A 17,801-nucleotide genomic window follows, 5' to 3' on the forward strand; every position below is an offset into this window, starting at 1 on the left:
GGGGAGGGAACGTCGGCGAATCGGGGCGCGTCGGCACACACCGATCGCAACGACACGCAAATCGTTACGTGAAGTATCGATACGGTTGGGCGTGACGACAAGGCCTGTTCGCTGCGAATACGGATCACCGCCCGGGCGAGTGGCGTGGCGAAATGGTCATGGTGGAACCCCTTGCGGCCGCCCATCTGAATATCGATACTTCGCGTAACGATTTTTCGGATGCGACCGTGGAGGACCGCATGGAGACCACCGGAACCGACAAGAGCCCCCTGCTGGAGAAGCCGCTGATCCACTTCGGCCGGCGTGTGCTGGAGCGGACCGTGCCCGGTACGGCGCCGGCCGAGTACCGGCTGCTGCGGATCGCGCCGATGACTCCGCACATCGGTGCGGAGATCGACGGTGTGGACCTGTCCCGGCCGATCGGCGAGGAACTCGCGGAGGAGCTGCGGCAGGCGCTGCTCGAATGGAAGGTGATCTTCTTCCGCGACCAGCACGACGTCGACGTCGATGCCCACCTGGCCCTGGCCGCGGTGTGGGGAGAGCCGGAGCCGAACCCGTTCTTCCCCAAGGGCGACACCGTCGGCGTCTCACGGCTCGCGAAGGACGAGATAGCCATCGGGCAGGAGAACATCTGGCACAGCGACCACTCGTTCATGGCCGCGCCCGCCCTGGGCTCGGTGCTCCGCTCGGTCGAGGTCCCGCCGGCCGGCGGTGACACCATGTGGGCCGACATGGGCGCCGCCTACGACAACCTCGGCGACGGGATGAAGCAGCGCATCGAGGGCCTCACGGCCATACACGACTGGGAGCCCAGCTGGGGTACGTTCATGACACCGGAGCAGATCGAGGCGCTGCGCATGTTCCTGCCCCCGGTGGAGCACCCGGTCGTCGTGCGGCACCCGCGCACCGGGCGCAAGACCCTGTACATCAACGAGCCCTTCACCACCCGCATCGTCGGACTTCCCGAGGACGAGAGCCGGGAACTGCTCCACGAGCTCGGCCTGCAGGCGCGCATTCCCGAGCTGCAGGTGCGGTTCCGCTGGCAGCCCGACTCGATCGCGATCTGGGACAACATCGCCGTACAGCACTACGCCATCAACGACTACTACCCCCAGCGCCGTGTGATGGAGCGCATCGCGATCGCCGGCGTCCCGCTGTCCTGAGCACAGCCCCTCACCCGGCACCCCTTGCGCTCCGGGCCGACCGTCTGCCAGCACACGGTGGCCGTGCCGCTCCCGTCCGGCGGGACGGCCACCGTCACCCCGATCGCCCGGGACCCCGGCTTCAGGCGCCGCGACGCCAGAGCCCCCCTTCCCAACCAGCTTGTTCGCCCCGCCAAGGAGTGACGTGAACAGCCCCGCCCTCGACACGACCGCCCTCGACCGCGCCCTGAGAGAGCTGCGCCACAACGCTCCGTCCTGGGCGAGCGCGCCGCTCGCCGAACGCATCGGCCTGCTGGAAAGGCTCATGCCCAGGATCCGCGACGGCGCTGCCGAGATGGTTGCGGCGGGCGCACACGCCAAGGGATACGGCCCCCACTCGCCGTGGGCCGCGGAAGACTGGGCCGGCGGTCCGTGGTCGCTGGCGCAGCAGGTCACCGCGCGGCTGCACGTGCTGCGGCGCCTGGCCGCCGGCCACGAACCGCTGCACGCGGGCGCGGTCCGCGAGCGAGGCGCCCGCACCTGGGTGGACGTCTTTCCCGCCACCGGCTGGGACAGCCTGCTGCTGGGCGGCTACTCGGCTCGGGTCCGGATGCAGGCCGGGATCACGGCCGAGCAGGTACGACACCGCGCGGCCGCACGGTACCGGGGTGGTGTGCAGCGCCCCGGCGTGGCGCTGGTCCTGGGAGCCGGCAATGTCGCCTCGCTCACCGCGAGCGACATCCTGCACAAGCTCTACGCCGAGAGCCAGGTCGTCATCGCCAAGATGAACCCGGTCAACGCCTATCTCCGCCCGCACTTCGAGCGGATCTTCGCCGAGTTCACCGAGCGCGGCTGACTGCGGTTCGTCGACGGCGGCCCCGCCGAAGGCTCCTACCTCACCACACACGACGGCGTGGACTCCATCCACGTCACCGGCAGCGACCGCACCCACGACGCCATCGTCTGGGGCACCGACGAACATGCCGAGCGGCGTCGCCGCGAGGACACCCCGCTGACCGACAAACCGCTCACGAGCGAGCTGGGCGGGGTCAGCCCGTGCATCGTGGTGCCGGGGCCCTGGAGCAAGGCGGACTTCCGCTTCCAGGCCACGCACATCGTCACGAGCAAGATGAACAACTCCGGCCACAACTGCATCGCCAGCCAGGTGCTGGTGCTGCCCCGCTCCTGGCCGGGAACCGAACCGTTGTTGGACGAGATCAGACGGGTGCTGCGCGCCCTGCCGGCTCGCAGGGACTACTACCCCGGGGCCCATCAGCGGCTTCAGGCCGTACTGGCGGCACACCCGCGGGCCGAGTGCCACGGCGACGACTCCCGGATCCTGGTCGCGGACATCACCGACCACGACGACATGCTGCTCACCGGCGAGGTCTTCGCCAGTGCGCTGGGCGTCGTCCGCGTGCCGGGCGAGAGTCCCGCGCACTTCCTGCGCCATGCCGTCGACTTCGCCAACACCGTCCTCCCCGGCACCCTGGGCGCGACCCTGATCGTGCACCCCCGGACCGAGAGGACCCAGCCCGGTGCGGTGGAAGCGGCCCTGGGCGAACTGCGCTACGGCACCATCGGCGTCAACACCTGGTCCGGCGTCAACTTCCTCCTCGGATACACCCCCTGGGGTGCGCATCCCGGCCACACCCGGCAGGCGATCGGCAGTGGCATCGGCTTCGTCAACAACGCCTTCATGCTCGAGGACATCGAGAAGACGGTGCTGCGCGCCCCTTTCGCTCCCGCTCCCCGCAGCCTGTTCACCGGCTGTCCCTCGCTGTCCCCCAAGCCGCCGTACTTCGTCACCAACCGCACCGGCCGCACCACCCTCGAGCGCATCACCCGCTTCACCACCGCGCCGAGCCCCGCCCAACTGCCCGCCGTCTTCGCCTCCGCCCTGCGCGGGTGACAACGAAGAAACTCGAATGAACCTCAACGACTTCCTCACGCGCGCCGCCCACGCCCACGACGGCCGGCCCTTCTAGGCGCCGGGGGACAAGGCTCTGACAGGAGATTACCTAAGAGACCGGCGGGACCCGTGAGACGTGGGCTGCTGGGCATATCGACGCCCATGACGCCCATTCACACGGCCGTCCGACGCGAGGCTCGGTCATGCCGCAAGACGTCGAACGCCTCGCCCGCGGGCACGTGGACCGGGAGACTCATACGCAGCGGCCGTTCTCTTGTGCTTCGTGACTCGACATCTCGAAGCGTGGAGAACGGCCGCCTCCGCTGTCCCGAGAAAAACCGCAGATCAGCAGGTCGGGTGACAGGCGAGGTTAAACGTCAAGCTTAGGCCGAGGAGCACCGCAAAGGTAGTTGCCGGGTTGGGCAGTGTCGAGGCATCGCATTCTGGCGATCGTCTCACCGAACGCGGTCGGGCAGGAACATCGCCAACTGGTCGGTGATCCAAGGGTCGAACATCGCCAACTGGCCTGCGATCCACGGGTCAGGGCGGTCGTGCGCCGACCTCTGCTCACCGGCGTACCTGTAGCCGACGTCCCGGCTTCCGTGTCCGGGGAGGTTTTGGCCCTCGCTTTCGACCGCCCTGATGCGCTCATCCACCTTGAATGTGGCCGCAGTTGCTGAGCCGCCGGCGGCCAGGAGCGCACCTGTCACGAGTGCCGCGGAAATACCCGCACGCGAAATACGCCAGATGATCTTCTTCATGGTCTTTCCTCCTTGCGCAGCCCGTCGGTCTGGTCAGTGCGAACCGGTGGAACCCGCCGGTGCTGCTGCGCTGAGGAAGCTACACACCTCCAGTTAGTTGAACAATGAACTATCTGGGTGAAACAAATCACCCACACCGGGAGGAATAGGGGGTCGAGTGGCGTCGCGCTTCGCATGCGCGGGTCCGGCCCAGCCTGCGGCCGCTAGCGGCAGGCTCCGTCGCGGCGTGGCACGCACCCCGGGACTCGCCCGCCGTGGCGGTCGCCCCGGGTGGAGGCAGGCCCGGACGTGGAGGCGACCTCGACAGGTGCGGCAATGACGGCACCTCCAGGAACACCATGGGCGACCGTGTCCGGCGTCACGGCCAAAAAGGACAAACCGTGCAAGCATCAGCGTCGTGCAAAGTTCAACTACCTCGTCGGGGCGCAGGGCGGTGACGGCTACGGAAGTGATGCGTACTCTCACCCGCCGGATCCACGGCAAGCGAGCCGATCATGTGGTGCACGGCGTCAAGACTGTCATTGCCGCTCTGCTGACCTGGGCGGTCGCGGCTCCTTGGGCCCCCGAGAAGCAGCCCTACCTGGCGGTCGCCACAGCCGTACTCATGGTCAACGCCTCCACGGTGTATCAGTCTGTGAGGAAAGCAGCGCAAAGCGTAGTGGCGAGGATCGCCGGCCTGTTCCTCGCCCTCGCCACTGCGCGGCTCCTGGGCCAGACCGCGGGCGCCGTCGCGGTCATTGCGGTCATCGCGGTCCTGGCCGGTCCCCGGCGCACCACCGACGACCGTCTCCAGGCCGCCTCGACAGGGGTGATCGCGTTGGCCGCCACCGCAACCGATCCCATGGGCCACCTCTTGTCCCCCGTACTGCAGACGCTCACCGGCGCGGCCATGGGTATCACGGTGAACGCCCTGGTCCTGCCGCCGCTGTATCTGAACGAGTCCGATTCCGCCGTACGCGACCTCGCCCACGCCTTGGGAACACTGCTGCAGGACATGGGCACCGGCCTCGCCCGGCGACAGCTCACCTCGAAGGCCCATGCCTGGCTGCACCAGGCCCGCAACCTGGACAAGCGCCTCACACATGCAGAGGAACAGGTACAGCAGGCCGATGAGAGCCTGCGCTGGAACACGCGCTGCGTCGTGCACACGCGGCGCAGGGACACGACCTACACGGACGCCGATGCATTCAGCGTCCTGCGTGGCGTGTCGCTCCAGGTTCGTGGAATCGCGCGCACCCTGGCCGACAGCGCCCACGACGACCACGCCGATCACCATCTGGGGCAGCAGTTCCTCGACCGGTACGCCGACGCCCTGCAACTGGCCGCGACAGCTGTCCAGGGATTCGTCGAAGCCCGCCCGGTACAGGGCACATCGAACGCATCTCCCCAGGAGCGGCTGCGCCGGGCGATCGACGGTACGCTGATATGGCACCGCACGATGACCGACATGATCGGCCAGGGCAGGCTCACCAAGCCGGGCGCGTGGCACGTCTACGGCTCGCTCATGACGGACGTGGAAAGGCTGCTGACCGACCTGGACCGCGGGAACGTTCACTGACCGAGCGAATCCACCCCAGGTGAGGCGGCCTTCGGCTTCTCCCGCACTCCCAGGAGAGCTTTGGGCCGACGACAACCGCATGGCGGGACTGGCTCGGCCGGCGTGCGGCTCGACTTGGCCGGCGTGCTCCTTCTGGCGACCCCTGCGGTGCTGACCCGCACGGCGACCTCATGGTGCAGTCGTGCTACCCGGGTAAGAGGGTGATCGCCGTGCTGCCCGGCTGGGCAGAGACCGGCTACTTCGCGGAGGCGTCCGACGGCGTACGTGCACGGGGAACGGCATAGGCCCGACGGCTACTTTGCACCGTGGGTCAGAGATGGGAGTCTGGGGCCGAATACACGTGTGGCGGCAGAGTTCAAGGTAACCGCGGACACGGTGAGGAAGTGGCGCTCGCGGTTTGCTGCCCGGCGGATGGCCGGGCTTGCGGACGAGCCACGGCCGGGTCGGCGCAAGTCGGAGCTGGTGCTCAGGATGACGAACGGGCTCAGCTGGCACGTTGGATGAGGCGCGCGAAAACTGCGTAGTTTTTGGCTCTGCGCGCGAGGATCGTGCTGTGGTGCGCGGAGGGCGGGACGAATAGCAGGTGGCGGCCGAACTTGGTGTGAGCGAGCAGTCGGTGAACCGCTGGCGGGCCCGGTTCGTCAAGCGGCGGCTGGACGGTCTGATCGACGAGCCGCGGCTCGGTCGGCCGCCGTCCATCCTGCTCGACCAGGTCGAGGACGTCATCGTCGCGACGCTGGAATCCACCCCGGGCCGGGACACCCACTGGTCGCGAGCCTCCATGGCCGCCCGCACAGGGCTGTCGAAGTCCACCATCGGGCGGATCTGGAAGAAGTTCGACCTCAAGCCGCACCTGCAGGATGCCTTCAAGGTCTCCACCGACCCGCAGTTCGTCGCCAAGGTCGTCGACGTCGTCGGCCTGTATCACAACCCGCCCGAGAAAGCTCTGGTGTTGTGCGTGGACGAAAGGCCCAGATTCAGGCGCTGGACCGCTCGCAGCCGGTGCTGCCGATGATGCCGGGCATGCCCGAGCGGCGCACTCACGACTATCTGCGGCGCGGCATCACCAGCCTGTTCGCCGCGTTCAACATCGCCGACGGCACTGTCATCGGTGAACTGCACCGCCGCCACCGGGCCGTCGAGTTCAAGAAGTTTCTGGTCACGATAGACAAGGCGGTTCCTGCTGGGCTTGATGTGCACCTGGTGTGTGACAACTACGCCACCCACAACACCCCCGAGATCAAGACCTGGCTCGGCAAGCACCCCCGCTTCCACGTCCGCTTCACCCCGACCGGCTCCTCCTGGATCAACCAGGTCGAGCGGTGGTTCGGCCTGCTGACAGACAACCCCATCCGCCGCGGCGTCCACACCTCGGTGAAGGCGCTGGAGGATGACATCAGGGCCTGGATCGATTCGTGGAACGAGAACCCCAGGCCCTTCACCTGGACCAAGACCGCCGACGAGAACCTCAAATCCCTCGCCGACTACCTCACCAAGGTCACTCCGCCCGCCACCGAGAACCAGCAAGATACTTAAGCCTGTGATTTCAGGCGCATCGCACGCTTGTACCCTTTTCGGAACTCTGCAAGTACAGCGGAATGACCGCGGCGGAGGCGTAGTTCACCGGCCCCGTGATGGTCTTCTTCGGCAAACGGCTCGCCTGACATCGCCCTGGCCACACCTACTGCGGGCCGCTCTCCCACGAGCTCACCGCCCTCATCCTTCGCCTGGCCCGCGGAGAACCCCACCTGGGCTACACCCGCATTCAAGGTGAGCTACGCCGCCTCGGCCACCGTATCGGCGCATCCACCATGCGCCCCGTCCTGCGCAGCGCCGGCCTCGGCCCGGCACCCCGCCGGAGCCCCAACGAAGCGCCCACATGGCGCGAGTTCCCGCGCGCCGCAGACTTCTTCCATGTCGACACCGTGACCCTGAAGCGGCTGTACGTGTTCTTCGCCATGGAGATGGGCACCCGCACCGCGCACATCCTCGGCGTCACCGCCCACCCCACCGCAGCCTTGGCCACACAACTCGCCAGGAATCTTCTCGTCGACCTCGGCGACCGGGCCTCACGCTTCCGCCACCTGCTACGCGACCGCGACAGCCGCTGCACCGAAGCGTTCGACGCGGTCTTCACCACCGACGGTATCGAGGATCCCCAAGAGCGCGCCCCAGGCGCCAAAGATGAACGCCCACGCCGAAAGGTTCATACGCACCGCTCGAGCCGAGTGCACCCACCGGCTACTGATCTACAACGAGCAGCACCTGCGGCGCGTCCTCGCCGAGTATGCCTAGCACTACGACCGCGGGCGGCCCCACCGGGCCCTGCAAATTCGCGCTCCCGCCGACGACCCGGACATGATCCCATTCCCAGCCCAGCGTATCGTGCGCCGCGACATCCTCGGCGGCCTCATCCATGAGTACAAAGACACCGCCTGAAGACGCTCGCGTCACGAAGCGAACGCCCAGGTCAGCACACATCCGGAGCTGTGTTGGAACCCTCCAGGGTTGTTGCGGTCGTCACAGGAGCGGCAGATTAGGTTGACCGTTCAACAATCTAGTTTATGGTTCATCTATCGGGCTGGGGTCCTCCCACGCTCGAACCCACACTGCGCCGGACAGCGCAGGTCAAGGTAAAGCGCTGATCACTATGGGCTTTTTCCGCCGCAACAAGACCAACACCCCCGAAGGAACGGAGACAACCGTCGTGGCTTCCCCCGTAAAGCTCGCCGTCATCTACTACTCCTCGACCGGCTTCTCTGCCGAGATCGCCAAGGAAATCACCGAAGCCGGTGCGAAGGCCGGCGCCGAGGTGCGCCTGCTGAAGGCGGCCGAGCTGGCCCCCGCAGCCGCCATCAATGCCAACGAGGCCTGGGCCGCCCATGCCGCCGCCAGCGCTGGAATCGCCGAGGCTACGGCGGCCGACGTCGAGTGGGCCGACGCGGTCATCTTCGGCACCCCCACGCGCTTCGGCAACATCTCCTCCCAGCTCAAGCAGTTCATCGACACCCTCGGCGGCCTGTGGGCCCAGGGCAAGCTCGCAAACAAGGTCTACAGCGGCTTCGTCACCACCGCCACCACGCACGGCGGACAGGAGTCGACCCTGCTGGCCCTCTACAACTCGATCCACCACTTCGGCGGCCTGATCGTCTCGCCGGGCTACACCGACCCGGTCAAGTTCGTCGACGGAAACCCCTACGGCACCTCCCATGTCGACGCCCAGGGCAACAACCCGATCGGTGACCAGACCCGCAACGCAGCCCGCCACCAGGCGGAGCGAGTCGTGCAGATCGCGGCTGCCCTCAAGGCCGGCCTCTCCTGACGGTTCACCGCTCGCCGGTGCGTCGCCTCTGACTGGTCATTCCTTTGAATGTAGAGAGCTCTGATCCTGGATCCGCGGAGCAGTATTCGGTGAGTGCAGCTCTGTGAGTTCCGAGCCGGATTCAGCTGTTTCTCTGCTGGTGGGCATGGGCGATCGCCGGGCGGCCGTACCGGTAGCGGGTTCTCCGAAGTCCTGATCGTGGGCGGGCGGGACGGTCCGGCTCGTCAGGTGCTCAGACGGCAGCCGACGGCCGTCCACAGCCTCTCGAAGACGTCCTGCCAAGGCCAGTGTTCGGGCAGATGGAACGTCAGGAGGCGGGCTCTGGCGGCCAACCATGCTGGGTGGGCGATGAGTTGGCGGAGGATGGTGCCGTCGCGGGTCTCGGCGTGGAACGCGAGGCGGCGCCCTTGGCGGAGCCCGCCAAGCCCATAGATACGGCTTCCAATATCATTTCGCATTCTTCGAAGAACGCTGACGCCTGCTTGGCCATGCCCGCCGCTCAACGCCCAACACGACACGACGACGTCCACTGCATGGCGATGGAGTCGAGCATCGAGGAGAGGAACGTTCATGCGCGCCCGGAGCATCGGCGCGGCCACCGCAACAGTATTGGCGCTGGTGGCCGCCCGCGACCTCATCCAGAAAAAGCACGCACTGCTCCGGAACTTCCCGGTGATCGGGCACGCCCGGTACCTGTTGGAGACGATCGGGCCGGAGCTGCGGCAGTACATCGTGACCTCCAACGAGGAGGAACGCCCGTTCAGTCGTGACCAGCGCACCTGGATCTATGCGTCGGCAAAGGAGGAGAACAACTACTTCGGGTTCGGAACCGACATCGACGTCGAGCACGTGCAGGGGCACGCGTATGTGAAGCACCGCACGTTCGCCGACACGCTGCCCGACGCGCAGGACCCGCAGGCCCCACTGCCCTCGGCCAAGGTGTTGGGCGGGCCGCGCGGGCGCGCCAAGGCGTTCCGACCGGCGAGCGTGGTGAACATCTCGGCGATGAGCTTCGGATCGCTCTCCGGCGCGGCGATCACGGCGCTCAACAAAGGGGCGGCGTTGGCGGGCGCGATGCAGAACACGGGCGAGGGCGGCCTTGCGCCGTACCACCGCAACGGCGGCGACCTCGTCCTTCAGATCGGTACCTCGTACTTCGGCTGCCGCAACGAGGACGGCAGCTTCAACCTCGACAAGCTCAAGGATGTGGTCGCCGACGCCCCGGTCAAAGCGATAGAGATCAAGCTCTCCCAGGGCGCCAAGCCCGGGCTGGGCGGAATGCTGCCAGGCGCGAAGGTGACCCCGGAGATCGCCGAGATCCGCGGCATCCCAGCTGGCAAGGACTGCGCCTCCCCGTCGCGGCACACAGCGTTCAGCGACGTCGACTCGATGCTCGACTTCGTCGAGTTGCTCGCCGCAGAGACCGGTCTGCCGGTCGGGGTCAAGAGCGCGGTGGGAGAAATGGACTTCTGGCAGGAGCTGGCCACGCTGATGGCGCGTGGTGACCGTGGGGTCGACTTCGTGACCATCGACGGCGGCGAGGGCGGCACCGGGGCGGCGCCGCTGATCTTCACCGACTCGGTGTCGCTGCCGTTCCGGATGGGCTTCTCCCGGGTCTACGGCACCTTCGCCGAGCTGGGGCTGACCGACGAGCTGACCTTCATCGGCTCCGGCAAGCTCGGGCTGCCCGAGAACGCCGCGGTCGCCTTCGCTCTGGGTGTCGACATGATCAACGTGGCCCGTGAGGCGATGCTGTCGATCGGCTGCGTCCAGGCGCAGAAGTGCCACACCGACAGGTGCCCCACCGGCGTCGCCACCCAGAACCCGTGGCTGGCCCGTGGCCTCGACCCGACCTCGAAGGCCACCCGGGCCGCTGTCTACCTGCGCACCCTGCGCAAGGAGCTGATGAAGGTCTCGGCGGCCGTCGGCGTCGCCCACCCGGCACTCATCACAGCCACAGACATCGAGATCATGAACGGCGACTACGACGCCCGCACCCTGGCCGGCGTCTACGGCTACAAGGACGGCTGGGGCGAGCTCGGGCCGCACCTCGCCGATGAGATCACTGCACTGCTCGCCAGCGAGCCGGCCTCCGTCCAGAAGTCGGCCATCTGACGCGCCGACGGTGACAAGCACCGCGCTCACTGCTTTCCTGCTCGGAGCACGCGCCTGGCACCAGCCGGTGTCGCCTTCACCTCCCTTACCCCACGAACAGTCCATGCCGAGGTGATGACAACATGTCTGAAGAAGTGAGATTCAAGAGCGTCGTCGGCCCCGGACTGGCCGGAGCAATCGACCTGCCAGACGGCGAGATCCGAGGCTGGGGAATCTTCGTCCACGGATTCACCCTCGGTAAGGACTCGCCGGCCGCCTCGCGCGTCAGCAAGCAGTTGGCACGCGAGGGGATCGGAATGCTGCGCTACGACAACCTCGGGATCGGAGACTCCGACGGCGACTGGGGGGACGGTTCCTTCACCATCAAGGTCCAGGACACCGTCCGTGCAGCAACTCTGATGGCGGAGCGAGGGACTCCAGCAGACCTGCTGGTGGGGCACTCGTGGGGAGGCGCCGCCGCCATCGCCGCAGCGGCCGAGGCAACCGGCGTCCGCGCGGTCGCCACGATCGGGGCGCCTGTCGACCCCAGCCACGTCGAGGGACAGTACGACGCGGTCATGGATCGCGTTCTCAGTCAGGGGTCGCACGAGTGGGTCATCGGGGGGAGGACCCTGGTCCTCAAGCGTGCCTTCGTCGACGACGTCCACCATGCTCACCTGCGCGACCGGATACGCAAGTTGCACCTGCCGCTACTCGTCCTGCATTCGCCTACCGACAACACCGTCGACATCGCCAACGCCGGGGAGATCTTCCGCGAGGCACGACACCCGCGAAGCTTCGTCGCGCTTGAAGGAGCAGACCATCTCCTGACCGCACGAGGACAAGCGCAGCGCGCCGCCCGCATTATCAGCGCCTGGGCCGACCAGTACATCCACGGGTCACAGCTCGGAGGAAAGACATCTCAGGTGATTCAGATGCCGCGCGGATAGGAGTGTTGTCAGAGGGCGTTACTGACTTCGGCTCGTCAGGGTGAACTTCCTTGAAGTCCCTGATGGGCCCGGAGCGGGGGCGGTATCCCGTGGTGAGTGAGGTATGGGGATGGGGGCGGGCTGTCTGCTGCGGGACGACGGCACCGGGAGACGGTGCGGATGCAGGCGGCTGAGCTGTTCGAGCAGAACATCGCACGGCGTCTGCGGGTGAGCCGGAAGTCGGCCTACCAGTGGCACCAGTTGTGGCGGGACGGCGGTGCTATGGCGCTGGCCTCCCGTGGCCCGAGTGGATCGCGATGCTGTCTGTCCCCGCACTGCTGGGAGAAGCTGGCTGAGTATCTCGAGCAGGGCCCGGCCGCGCACGGCTGGGTGGAGGATCAGGTGTGGACGGCGTCGAGGGTGGCCTCGCTGATCGGCAGGAAGTTCCACGTCTGCTACAGCGTCTCGGGTGCCACGAGGCTGATGCACCGGCTCGGCTTCAGCCCGCAGGTGCCCGCTCGTCGGGTCGCCGAACGCGATGAACAGGCCGTCAACGCGCGGAAGTAGGCGACGTGGGAGGAGGTAAAAGAGCCCGGGCGGCCTGCGGAGGGTACATCTGCTTCGAGGACGAGGCGGGCTTCACCCGATGGCCGCCCAAAGGACACACCTGGGGCCGGCACGGTCGCACACGGGTCGTGAAGCGGGCGACGCTCGGGGCGCCTGTCGGTGGCTGGGCTGATCGCGATACGGCCCGGTTCCCGGACCCGGCTGTGTCACCGTCTGCGTACCCACCCAGCCGGAAAGGGCAAGCGCCGCAGCATGGGCGAGCGGGACTTCGTCGCGCTGGTCGACGGCGTCCATCAGCTCGTCAAGGCGCCGATCGTGCTGGTGTGGGACCGGCTGGGCACGCACGTCTCCCACGCCATGCGTGAGTTGATCGCCGAACGTGAATGGCTGACGGTGTTCCTGCTGCCCGCGTACTTGCCCGACCTCAATCCCGTCGACGGCGTGTGGGCGCACATCAAACACAGCCTGGCCAACCTCGCCGTCGTCGCCCTCGACCGCCTGAAAACGCTCGTCCGCAACCGACTCAAACGCCTCCAGTACCGGCCCGACACCCTCAACGGTTTCATAGCGGGCACCGGCCTGACCCTTGACGGTCCGACATCGCCTTGACGAGCCGAAGTCAGTAACTCGTGCAGCGGCAGAGGTGGAGGACCATCCGGTCTTTCCGGCTCGCCTGACGCGGCGGCGCGGCCCACCAGCCTGTTCCGGGCACACGGAGACGCCCCCCGCCTGGGCAGCGATGCGGGTGGCCCTTGCCCGAGCCGTCACGAGGGAAACCGCTCTGGGCGGAAATCCGCCAGCACCTCATCTCTCGTCCCGCTGAGGATCTCCGAAGCAAGCAGCCGGCCGATTACCGGTCCGAGTGTGATGCCGCTGTGGGAAACGGCCTCGTAGTATCCCGGCACAGACGGCACCGCTCCCACCGAGGGGAATCCGTCGGCCGGGATAGGCCGGTGGGCTACCCGTGTCTGTGCGATGCGGGAGTTGCCGAGCTCGGGAACGACGTGCCGCGCCGATTCGTGGAGCAGCCGTGCGAGTTCCGCTGGGTCTTCGCCTGTGTCGATGAGTGCGTCGATCTCGCGGCTGTGGAGAACCACCGAAGCGTCCCCGTCAGGACGGATCTCGATGTGAGGCGCGTGCATGGCCCGGCGAACCGGGACCTGAGCACAGTCGATCCGGGTGACGACACCGGGTTCCCTGCGCATCGGCAAGTGCCGTGCGATGAGCCCGGCGACGTGGGAGGCGCTGGGGCCCGCTGCATTCACGACGATGTCGACGTCGAGACAGCTCCCATCGGACAGAGTAACTGTCCGGATGCTCCCGTCGGCACCGGTGCCAACCTCACAGACCGCGGTGCCGGACCGGAGCTCGGCGCCAGATGCAACAGCCTGGCCGACCAGGCGGCCGACGAGATGACGTCCGTGCACCCAGGCTTCGTCGGGGTAGAACACGACTGGAACCTCACCGGGCATCGTGAGAGCAGGTTCGAGGCGGCGCACCTCAGCCCCCGTGCACACCTCGACCCTGTAGTCCCAGCTTGCCAGCACTCCGGCTGTTTCCAGAAGCTTCATCTGCGCTGCGGGATCGTCGGCCCAGCGCAGGTGGCCGCCGGGATACCACCATGAGTCTGGCCCGATAGCCCTGGCAAGCTCACGATGGGCAGCCATGCCCGCGACGTTCAGGTCGAAGTAGGACTTGCACGCGGTCTTGTTGCTGGCATTGACCCACGAGAAGGACCAGTTGGTGACGCCTTCGCCCGGCTGGCCTGCGTCGATGAAGACCACCTCGGCGCCCTGTCGGGACAGGTTCCAGCCCACGCTGGCTCCGAGGATGCCCACTCCGATGACAGCAACACGTTCAGGCCGCTTCACGGACCCGATCCTCACGAACGCCCCCTTCCCAGGTCACCGGCGAACTCCCGTTCCCAGCATGCAAGCACCGGTCACCGCCTGCCGCGGTTGTCGTTGCCTGGGGAAGCCTCAGCCCGACCCCCATCCCCACACCTCACACACCCCGGGATACAGGCCCCGATCCGGCACATCAGGGACTTGAAGGAAGTTCACCCTGACGAGCCGAAGTCAGTAACGCCCTCTCCGGGCGGCTCAATCGGGTCTCCAGCCGATGGGATCGAGCCACTTTGGCTTCTCCTGTGTGGCGGGTTCGTGTTTGCCTCCCGCCGGGGACATGATGATCAGCCTCCACCTCGCCGGCAGCAGTCCGTACCTCGTCCAGCACAGCTGGGCCAGCGCCGCCGTGCAGTACGTCAGCGCCGTCGGGTCCGGCGACCACACCACCGACACCGCCACCACCGCCTTCACCGGTAGGCCGGTGGGCGGGGTCCTGCCGCCCTCGGCCCAGTTGAACAGCAGCGGGATGTCCGGGAAGGCCGCCGCGGCCGCCTCGATCTCGATGCCGCTCCGTAGGCCCTCCAGGAAGAGCATGTCGGCGCCTGCCTCGCGGTAGCGGCGGGCTCGCCGGAGCGCGGCGTCGTAGCCCTCCACCGCCGGGCGTCGGTGCGAGGGACGATCACGAAGTCGGGGTCGTCACGGGCCTGTACGGCGGCTTCGATCTTGCCGGCCATGGTGCCCGCCGGGATGACGTCCTTGCCCTCCATGTGCCCGCAGCGCTTGGGGGCGGGCTGGTCCTCCAGGTGGATCGCGGCGACGCCGGCGGCCTCGTACTCGTGGACGGTTGCGGATGACGTTGACCGCGTTGCCGTAGCCGTTGTCGGCGTCGGCGATTACCGGGATGCCGACGGCGGAGACGATGCGGCGGGCGGCGTCGGTCATCTCGCTCATGGTGAGCAGTCCGATGTCGGGGCGGCCCACCAGGGAGGCCGTGGCCCCGAAGCCGGTCATGTACACGGCCGGGAAGCCCGCCTGCTCGACGAGGAGCGCGCTCATCGCGTCGTACGCCCTCGGCGCGACCACCGGCCGCGGCCCGCGCAGCAGCTCCCGCAGCCGCCGCGGCCCGGACCGGTCCGTCTCCAGCAGTCCCGACATGCCCGCGCCTCCTCGTCTCCCCGCTGTCCCCCCGCTCGTCTCGACCGACGGTCGCGCACCCATGGCCGACGTTGCTGCACATGGGGCGTTCCGGCGCCGGCCGACAGCCCTCGGGCCTTGAGCTGCTGGGGTGACCGACCCGGTGAGCACTCGCTCGGTGGCGCGCGAGATCCGCTCCGTCTGCGAAGTCCAGCGTGTTCATCGCATCAGCAGCATGCGCTCCCCAGCCCCCGCCGTTCTCGCCCGCCTCGTCGCCGGCCTCATCGGCGTCGTGGCCTCTCCCACCGCCTGAGCGGCGCCGTCCGGGTGCAGCGAGTGGCAGTGAAGCGGGGACCGGCAGAGGATGAGAGCGTTGGTGCGGGGCCGTGCCGTTGAGGAGGCCCGGACATGCGCTGGTGGGCGACGCTGATCACGATCGGCCGGGACGGACTGCGCATTGAGCGTGCGTTCGCGGCCCCGTCGGCGATCGTGCGGGCCGTGCTGGGGGTGCTGCTCGCCACGGTCCTCGGGCTGCTGCTGGACGAGCCGCTGGCCGGGGCCATGGCCAGCGTCGGTGCGTTCATCTGCGGCATCGGTACGCTGCTGAGCCCGCTGCGGCACCCGGTGGTGAACGCCGTCGGGATGGCTGCGGCCTTCAGCGCCATGGCGGTGCTGGGGGCCCTGGTGCACGGCACCACCTGGTTGTTCCTGCTGCTGCTCGCGGTCGCGGCGTTCGCCGTCGGGCTGTGGCGGACGGTGGGCGTCGCGCCCGGCATCCGGGGCTGCCTCGCGGTCATCGGGCTGATGATCACGGCTGATCTCACTCGCGACGTACACGGCGGCCTGGTGATGGCCGGGTGGATCGCGGCCGGGACCGGACTCGTCGCGGTGGTGCAGTTGCTCCCGCCGTACGGTCCGCGGTTCGCCTCCCAGCGGCGTGCGCTTACCGCCGTGTACCAGTCACTCGCCGAGGCCTCGGTCGCGGCCGGGTCCGGCACCGTGAGCGCGTCCGCTCCGTTCACGGCGGCCCGGCGCGCCCTGGACCTGCTGCCGCAGTTCAGCCGGCCGGCCGCGGCCGCCATGTTCGGACTGCTCGGAGAGGCTGAGCGCATCCGCCGCGCGCTGCATACCGTACGGGTCACGGCATCCACGGCGGCAGCGGCCGTGGACCAGAAGGCCCTGGTCGGCGCCGCTCAGGTGCTGGGGAACATCTCCCGTACGGTGGCCACCGGCCGCGAGCACCGCACGCCCGATGAGGTCTGGGCCGTGCTGGAGTCGGCGGCACAGGCCTCGCCCGTGCGCGGCCCGCGCGACCTGGCTGCACGGCTGCGCGTGGCCGAGCAGCTGGCCGGGCGCTCGACGGAGGGCCGCGTCGGCGATGTGCTGGAACCCCACACCGAGGTGCCGGGCCTGTACGCGGGCACCCCCTCCGTGGCACGCACCGCCCGGCGCATCCGGGCCCAGTTGCATCTCCAGTCGCCGATCTTCCGCCACGCGGTGCGGCTCGCCGTGGGCGTGGTGCTCGCCGAGGTCATCGGCCGGTCGATCGGCGGCTGGGGCGGGCTGGGCATCTCCGCGCACGGCTTCTGGGTGGCCCTGACCACCATGCTGGTGCTCTTCCCCGGGTACGGGCACACCATGGCCCGCGGCTGGGGACGGGCGGCCGGGGCCGTGCTGGGCGGTCTCTTCGCCTGGATGCTCTCCCTGCCGCACTGGTCGCCCACCGGCCTTGCGGTCGCGTCGGTGGTGCTCGCCGCGGCGTCGTTCTCGACCTTGCGGACCGGGCAGCTGATGCTCAACCTGTGGCTGACCACCTGGATCGTCTTCCTGATCCACCACGTCGGCGGGCTGCCCGGGCCCACGGCGTGGGCGCGCGCCGCCGACACGGTGGTCGGCGCCGCGCTCGCGATGCTCATCTTCCTGGTCTGGCCGACCTGGTCCACCCGGCGGCTGCCGGGCCTGCTCGCGGAGTGGCTGCGCGTGCAGGACCGGCTGCTGCCCGAACTGCTGACCGGCTACGCCGACGTCGGGGCGGCCGACCTGGCAGCCGTCGACGCGCTGCGGGCGCGGTCACGGCAGGTCCGGGAGCACATGGAGACCGCGGTGCAGCAGTCGCACGCCGAGCCCGCCGAGCACCGCGGGCCCTGGTCGAACACGCAGCTGGAGCAGATCACGACTCAGGTCTCCACGGTCGCCGGTTGTGCCACCCTGCTGGGCGAACACTTGCCCCGTACCCCGCAGGAGACCGTGCCGGAGCTGACCGAACTGGCCGACCCGCTGCACGAACACCTCACCGCCCTGGCCCGCGCCGCCGCCGGAGCCGAGACTGTGGCCCCGGGGGCGTTGCGGTCGGTGTACGACTCCTTCACCGCCCGCTCCGGCCTGCTGGCCGAGACGTCCGACGGCACCGGAAGCGCCGCGACCGGCCGCGCCGTCGCCCTGAGCACCGCGACCGTCGACGCCGTCGAGGCCCTGACCGCCACCATCGCCTCCCGCCACCGCCCCTGCCGTCACGCGGCAGCGTGAGACGAGAAC

Annotated in this window: 12 protein-coding genes and 3 pseudogenes; 11 read left to right on the forward strand and 4 right to left on the reverse strand. The window is 68.4% G+C overall.

Features of this window, described 5'->3' with window-relative positions; genetic code table 11:
* Positions 1 to 239: 239 nt before the first annotated feature.
* The 3 genes from ACWCQS_RS40330 (at position 240) to ACWCQS_RS40340 (ending at position 3,054) form a co-directional block, all read left to right on the forward strand.
* The gene (locus ACWCQS_RS40330) at positions 240 to 1,163 is read left to right on the forward strand and encodes a TauD/TfdA dioxygenase family protein (protein ID WP_451009104.1); all 924 of its coding nucleotides are present in this window, start codon (positions 240 to 242) and stop codon (positions 1,161 to 1,163) included.
* 184 nt (positions 1,164 to 1,347) lie between these two features.
* Positions 1,348 to 1,998 (forward strand): hypothetical protein, encoded by a 651-nt coding sequence (locus ACWCQS_RS40335; protein WP_451009105.1) that lies wholly within the window; start codon positions 1,348 to 1,350, stop codon positions 1,996 to 1,998.
* Positions 1,999 to 3,054, forward strand: coding sequence for an aldehyde dehydrogenase family protein (locus tag ACWCQS_RS40340; protein ID WP_451009134.1), 1,056 nt, complete (start codon positions 1,999 to 2,001; stop codon positions 3,052 to 3,054). It abuts the gene before it with no gap.
* 455 nt (positions 3,055 to 3,509) lie between these two features.
* On the opposite strand, the gene ACWCQS_RS40345 is transcribed toward ACWCQS_RS40340, so the two are convergent.
* A complete protein-coding gene (locus tag ACWCQS_RS40345; RefSeq protein ID WP_451009106.1) occupies positions 3,510 to 3,815 on the reverse strand; it encodes a hypothetical protein in 306 nt (101 codons plus the stop codon).
* Between the two features lie 451 nt (positions 3,816 to 4,266).
* Between ACWCQS_RS40345 and ACWCQS_RS40350 the strand changes: the two genes are divergently transcribed.
* A complete protein-coding gene (locus tag ACWCQS_RS40350) occupies positions 4,267 to 5,373 on the forward strand; it encodes an FUSC family protein (RefSeq protein WP_451009107.1) in 1,107 nt (368 codons plus the stop codon).
* A 488-nt stretch (positions 5,374 to 5,861) separates the two neighbouring features.
* Positions 5,862 to 6,909, forward strand: a pseudogene (locus ACWCQS_RS40355) (IS630 family transposase).
* Between the two features lie 705 nt (positions 6,910 to 7,614).
* On the opposite strand, the gene ACWCQS_RS40360 reads toward ACWCQS_RS40355, so the two are convergent.
* Positions 7,615 to 7,791 (reverse strand): hypothetical protein, encoded by a 177-nt coding sequence (locus ACWCQS_RS40360; protein ID WP_451009108.1) that lies wholly within the window; start codon positions 7,789 to 7,791, stop codon positions 7,615 to 7,617.
* 289 nt (positions 7,792 to 8,080) lie between these two features.
* On the opposite strand from ACWCQS_RS40360, the gene wrbA reads away from it, so the two are divergent.
* From wrbA to ACWCQS_RS40380, 4 genes and pseudogenes are all read left to right on the forward strand, one after another.
* A complete protein-coding gene (gene wrbA / locus ACWCQS_RS40365; protein ID WP_451009109.1) occupies positions 8,081 to 8,695 on the forward strand; it encodes an NAD(P)H:quinone oxidoreductase in 615 nt (204 codons plus the stop codon).
* A gap of 570 nt (positions 8,696 to 9,265) precedes the next feature.
* Positions 9,266 to 10,810, forward strand: coding sequence for an FMN-binding glutamate synthase family protein (locus ACWCQS_RS40370; protein WP_451009110.1), 1,545 nt, complete (start codon positions 9,266 to 9,268; stop codon positions 10,808 to 10,810).
* 122 nt (positions 10,811 to 10,932) lie between these two features.
* Positions 10,933 to 11,739, forward strand: a complete 807-nt coding sequence (locus tag ACWCQS_RS40375; protein WP_451009111.1) for an alpha/beta hydrolase family protein — start codon at positions 10,933 to 10,935, stop codon at positions 11,737 to 11,739.
* Between the two features lie 96 nt (positions 11,740 to 11,835).
* A pseudogene (locus ACWCQS_RS40380) lies at positions 11,836 to 12,894 on the forward strand (IS630 family transposase).
* Between the two features lie 155 nt (positions 12,895 to 13,049).
* Here ACWCQS_RS40380 and ACWCQS_RS40385 read toward each other — a convergent pair.
* Both ACWCQS_RS40385 and ACWCQS_RS40390 read right to left on the reverse strand, forming a co-directional pair.
* Positions 13,050 to 14,156 carry an NAD(P)/FAD-dependent oxidoreductase gene (locus ACWCQS_RS40385; protein ID WP_451009112.1) on the reverse strand — a complete coding sequence of 369 codons (1,107 nt, stop codon included), beginning with the start codon at positions 14,154 to 14,156 and terminating at the stop codon, positions 13,050 to 13,052.
* A 231-nt stretch (positions 14,157 to 14,387) separates the two neighbouring features.
* Positions 14,388 to 15,350, reverse strand: a pseudogene (locus tag ACWCQS_RS40390) (isocitrate lyase/PEP mutase family protein).
* Between the two features lie 79 nt (positions 15,351 to 15,429).
* Here ACWCQS_RS40390 and ACWCQS_RS40395 point away from each other — a divergent pair.
* Complete coding sequence (locus tag ACWCQS_RS40395) at positions 15,430 to 15,579, forward strand: hypothetical protein (RefSeq protein WP_451009113.1); 150 nt, start codon at positions 15,430 to 15,432, stop codon at positions 15,577 to 15,579.
* A 95-nt stretch (positions 15,580 to 15,674) separates the two neighbouring features.
* Positions 15,675 to 17,792, forward strand: a complete 2,118-nt coding sequence (locus ACWCQS_RS40400; RefSeq protein WP_451009114.1) for an FUSC family protein — start codon at positions 15,675 to 15,677, stop codon at positions 17,790 to 17,792.
* Positions 17,793 to 17,801: the final 9 nt, after the last annotated feature.

The organism is Streptomyces sp. NPDC002076 (assembly GCF_053593835.1).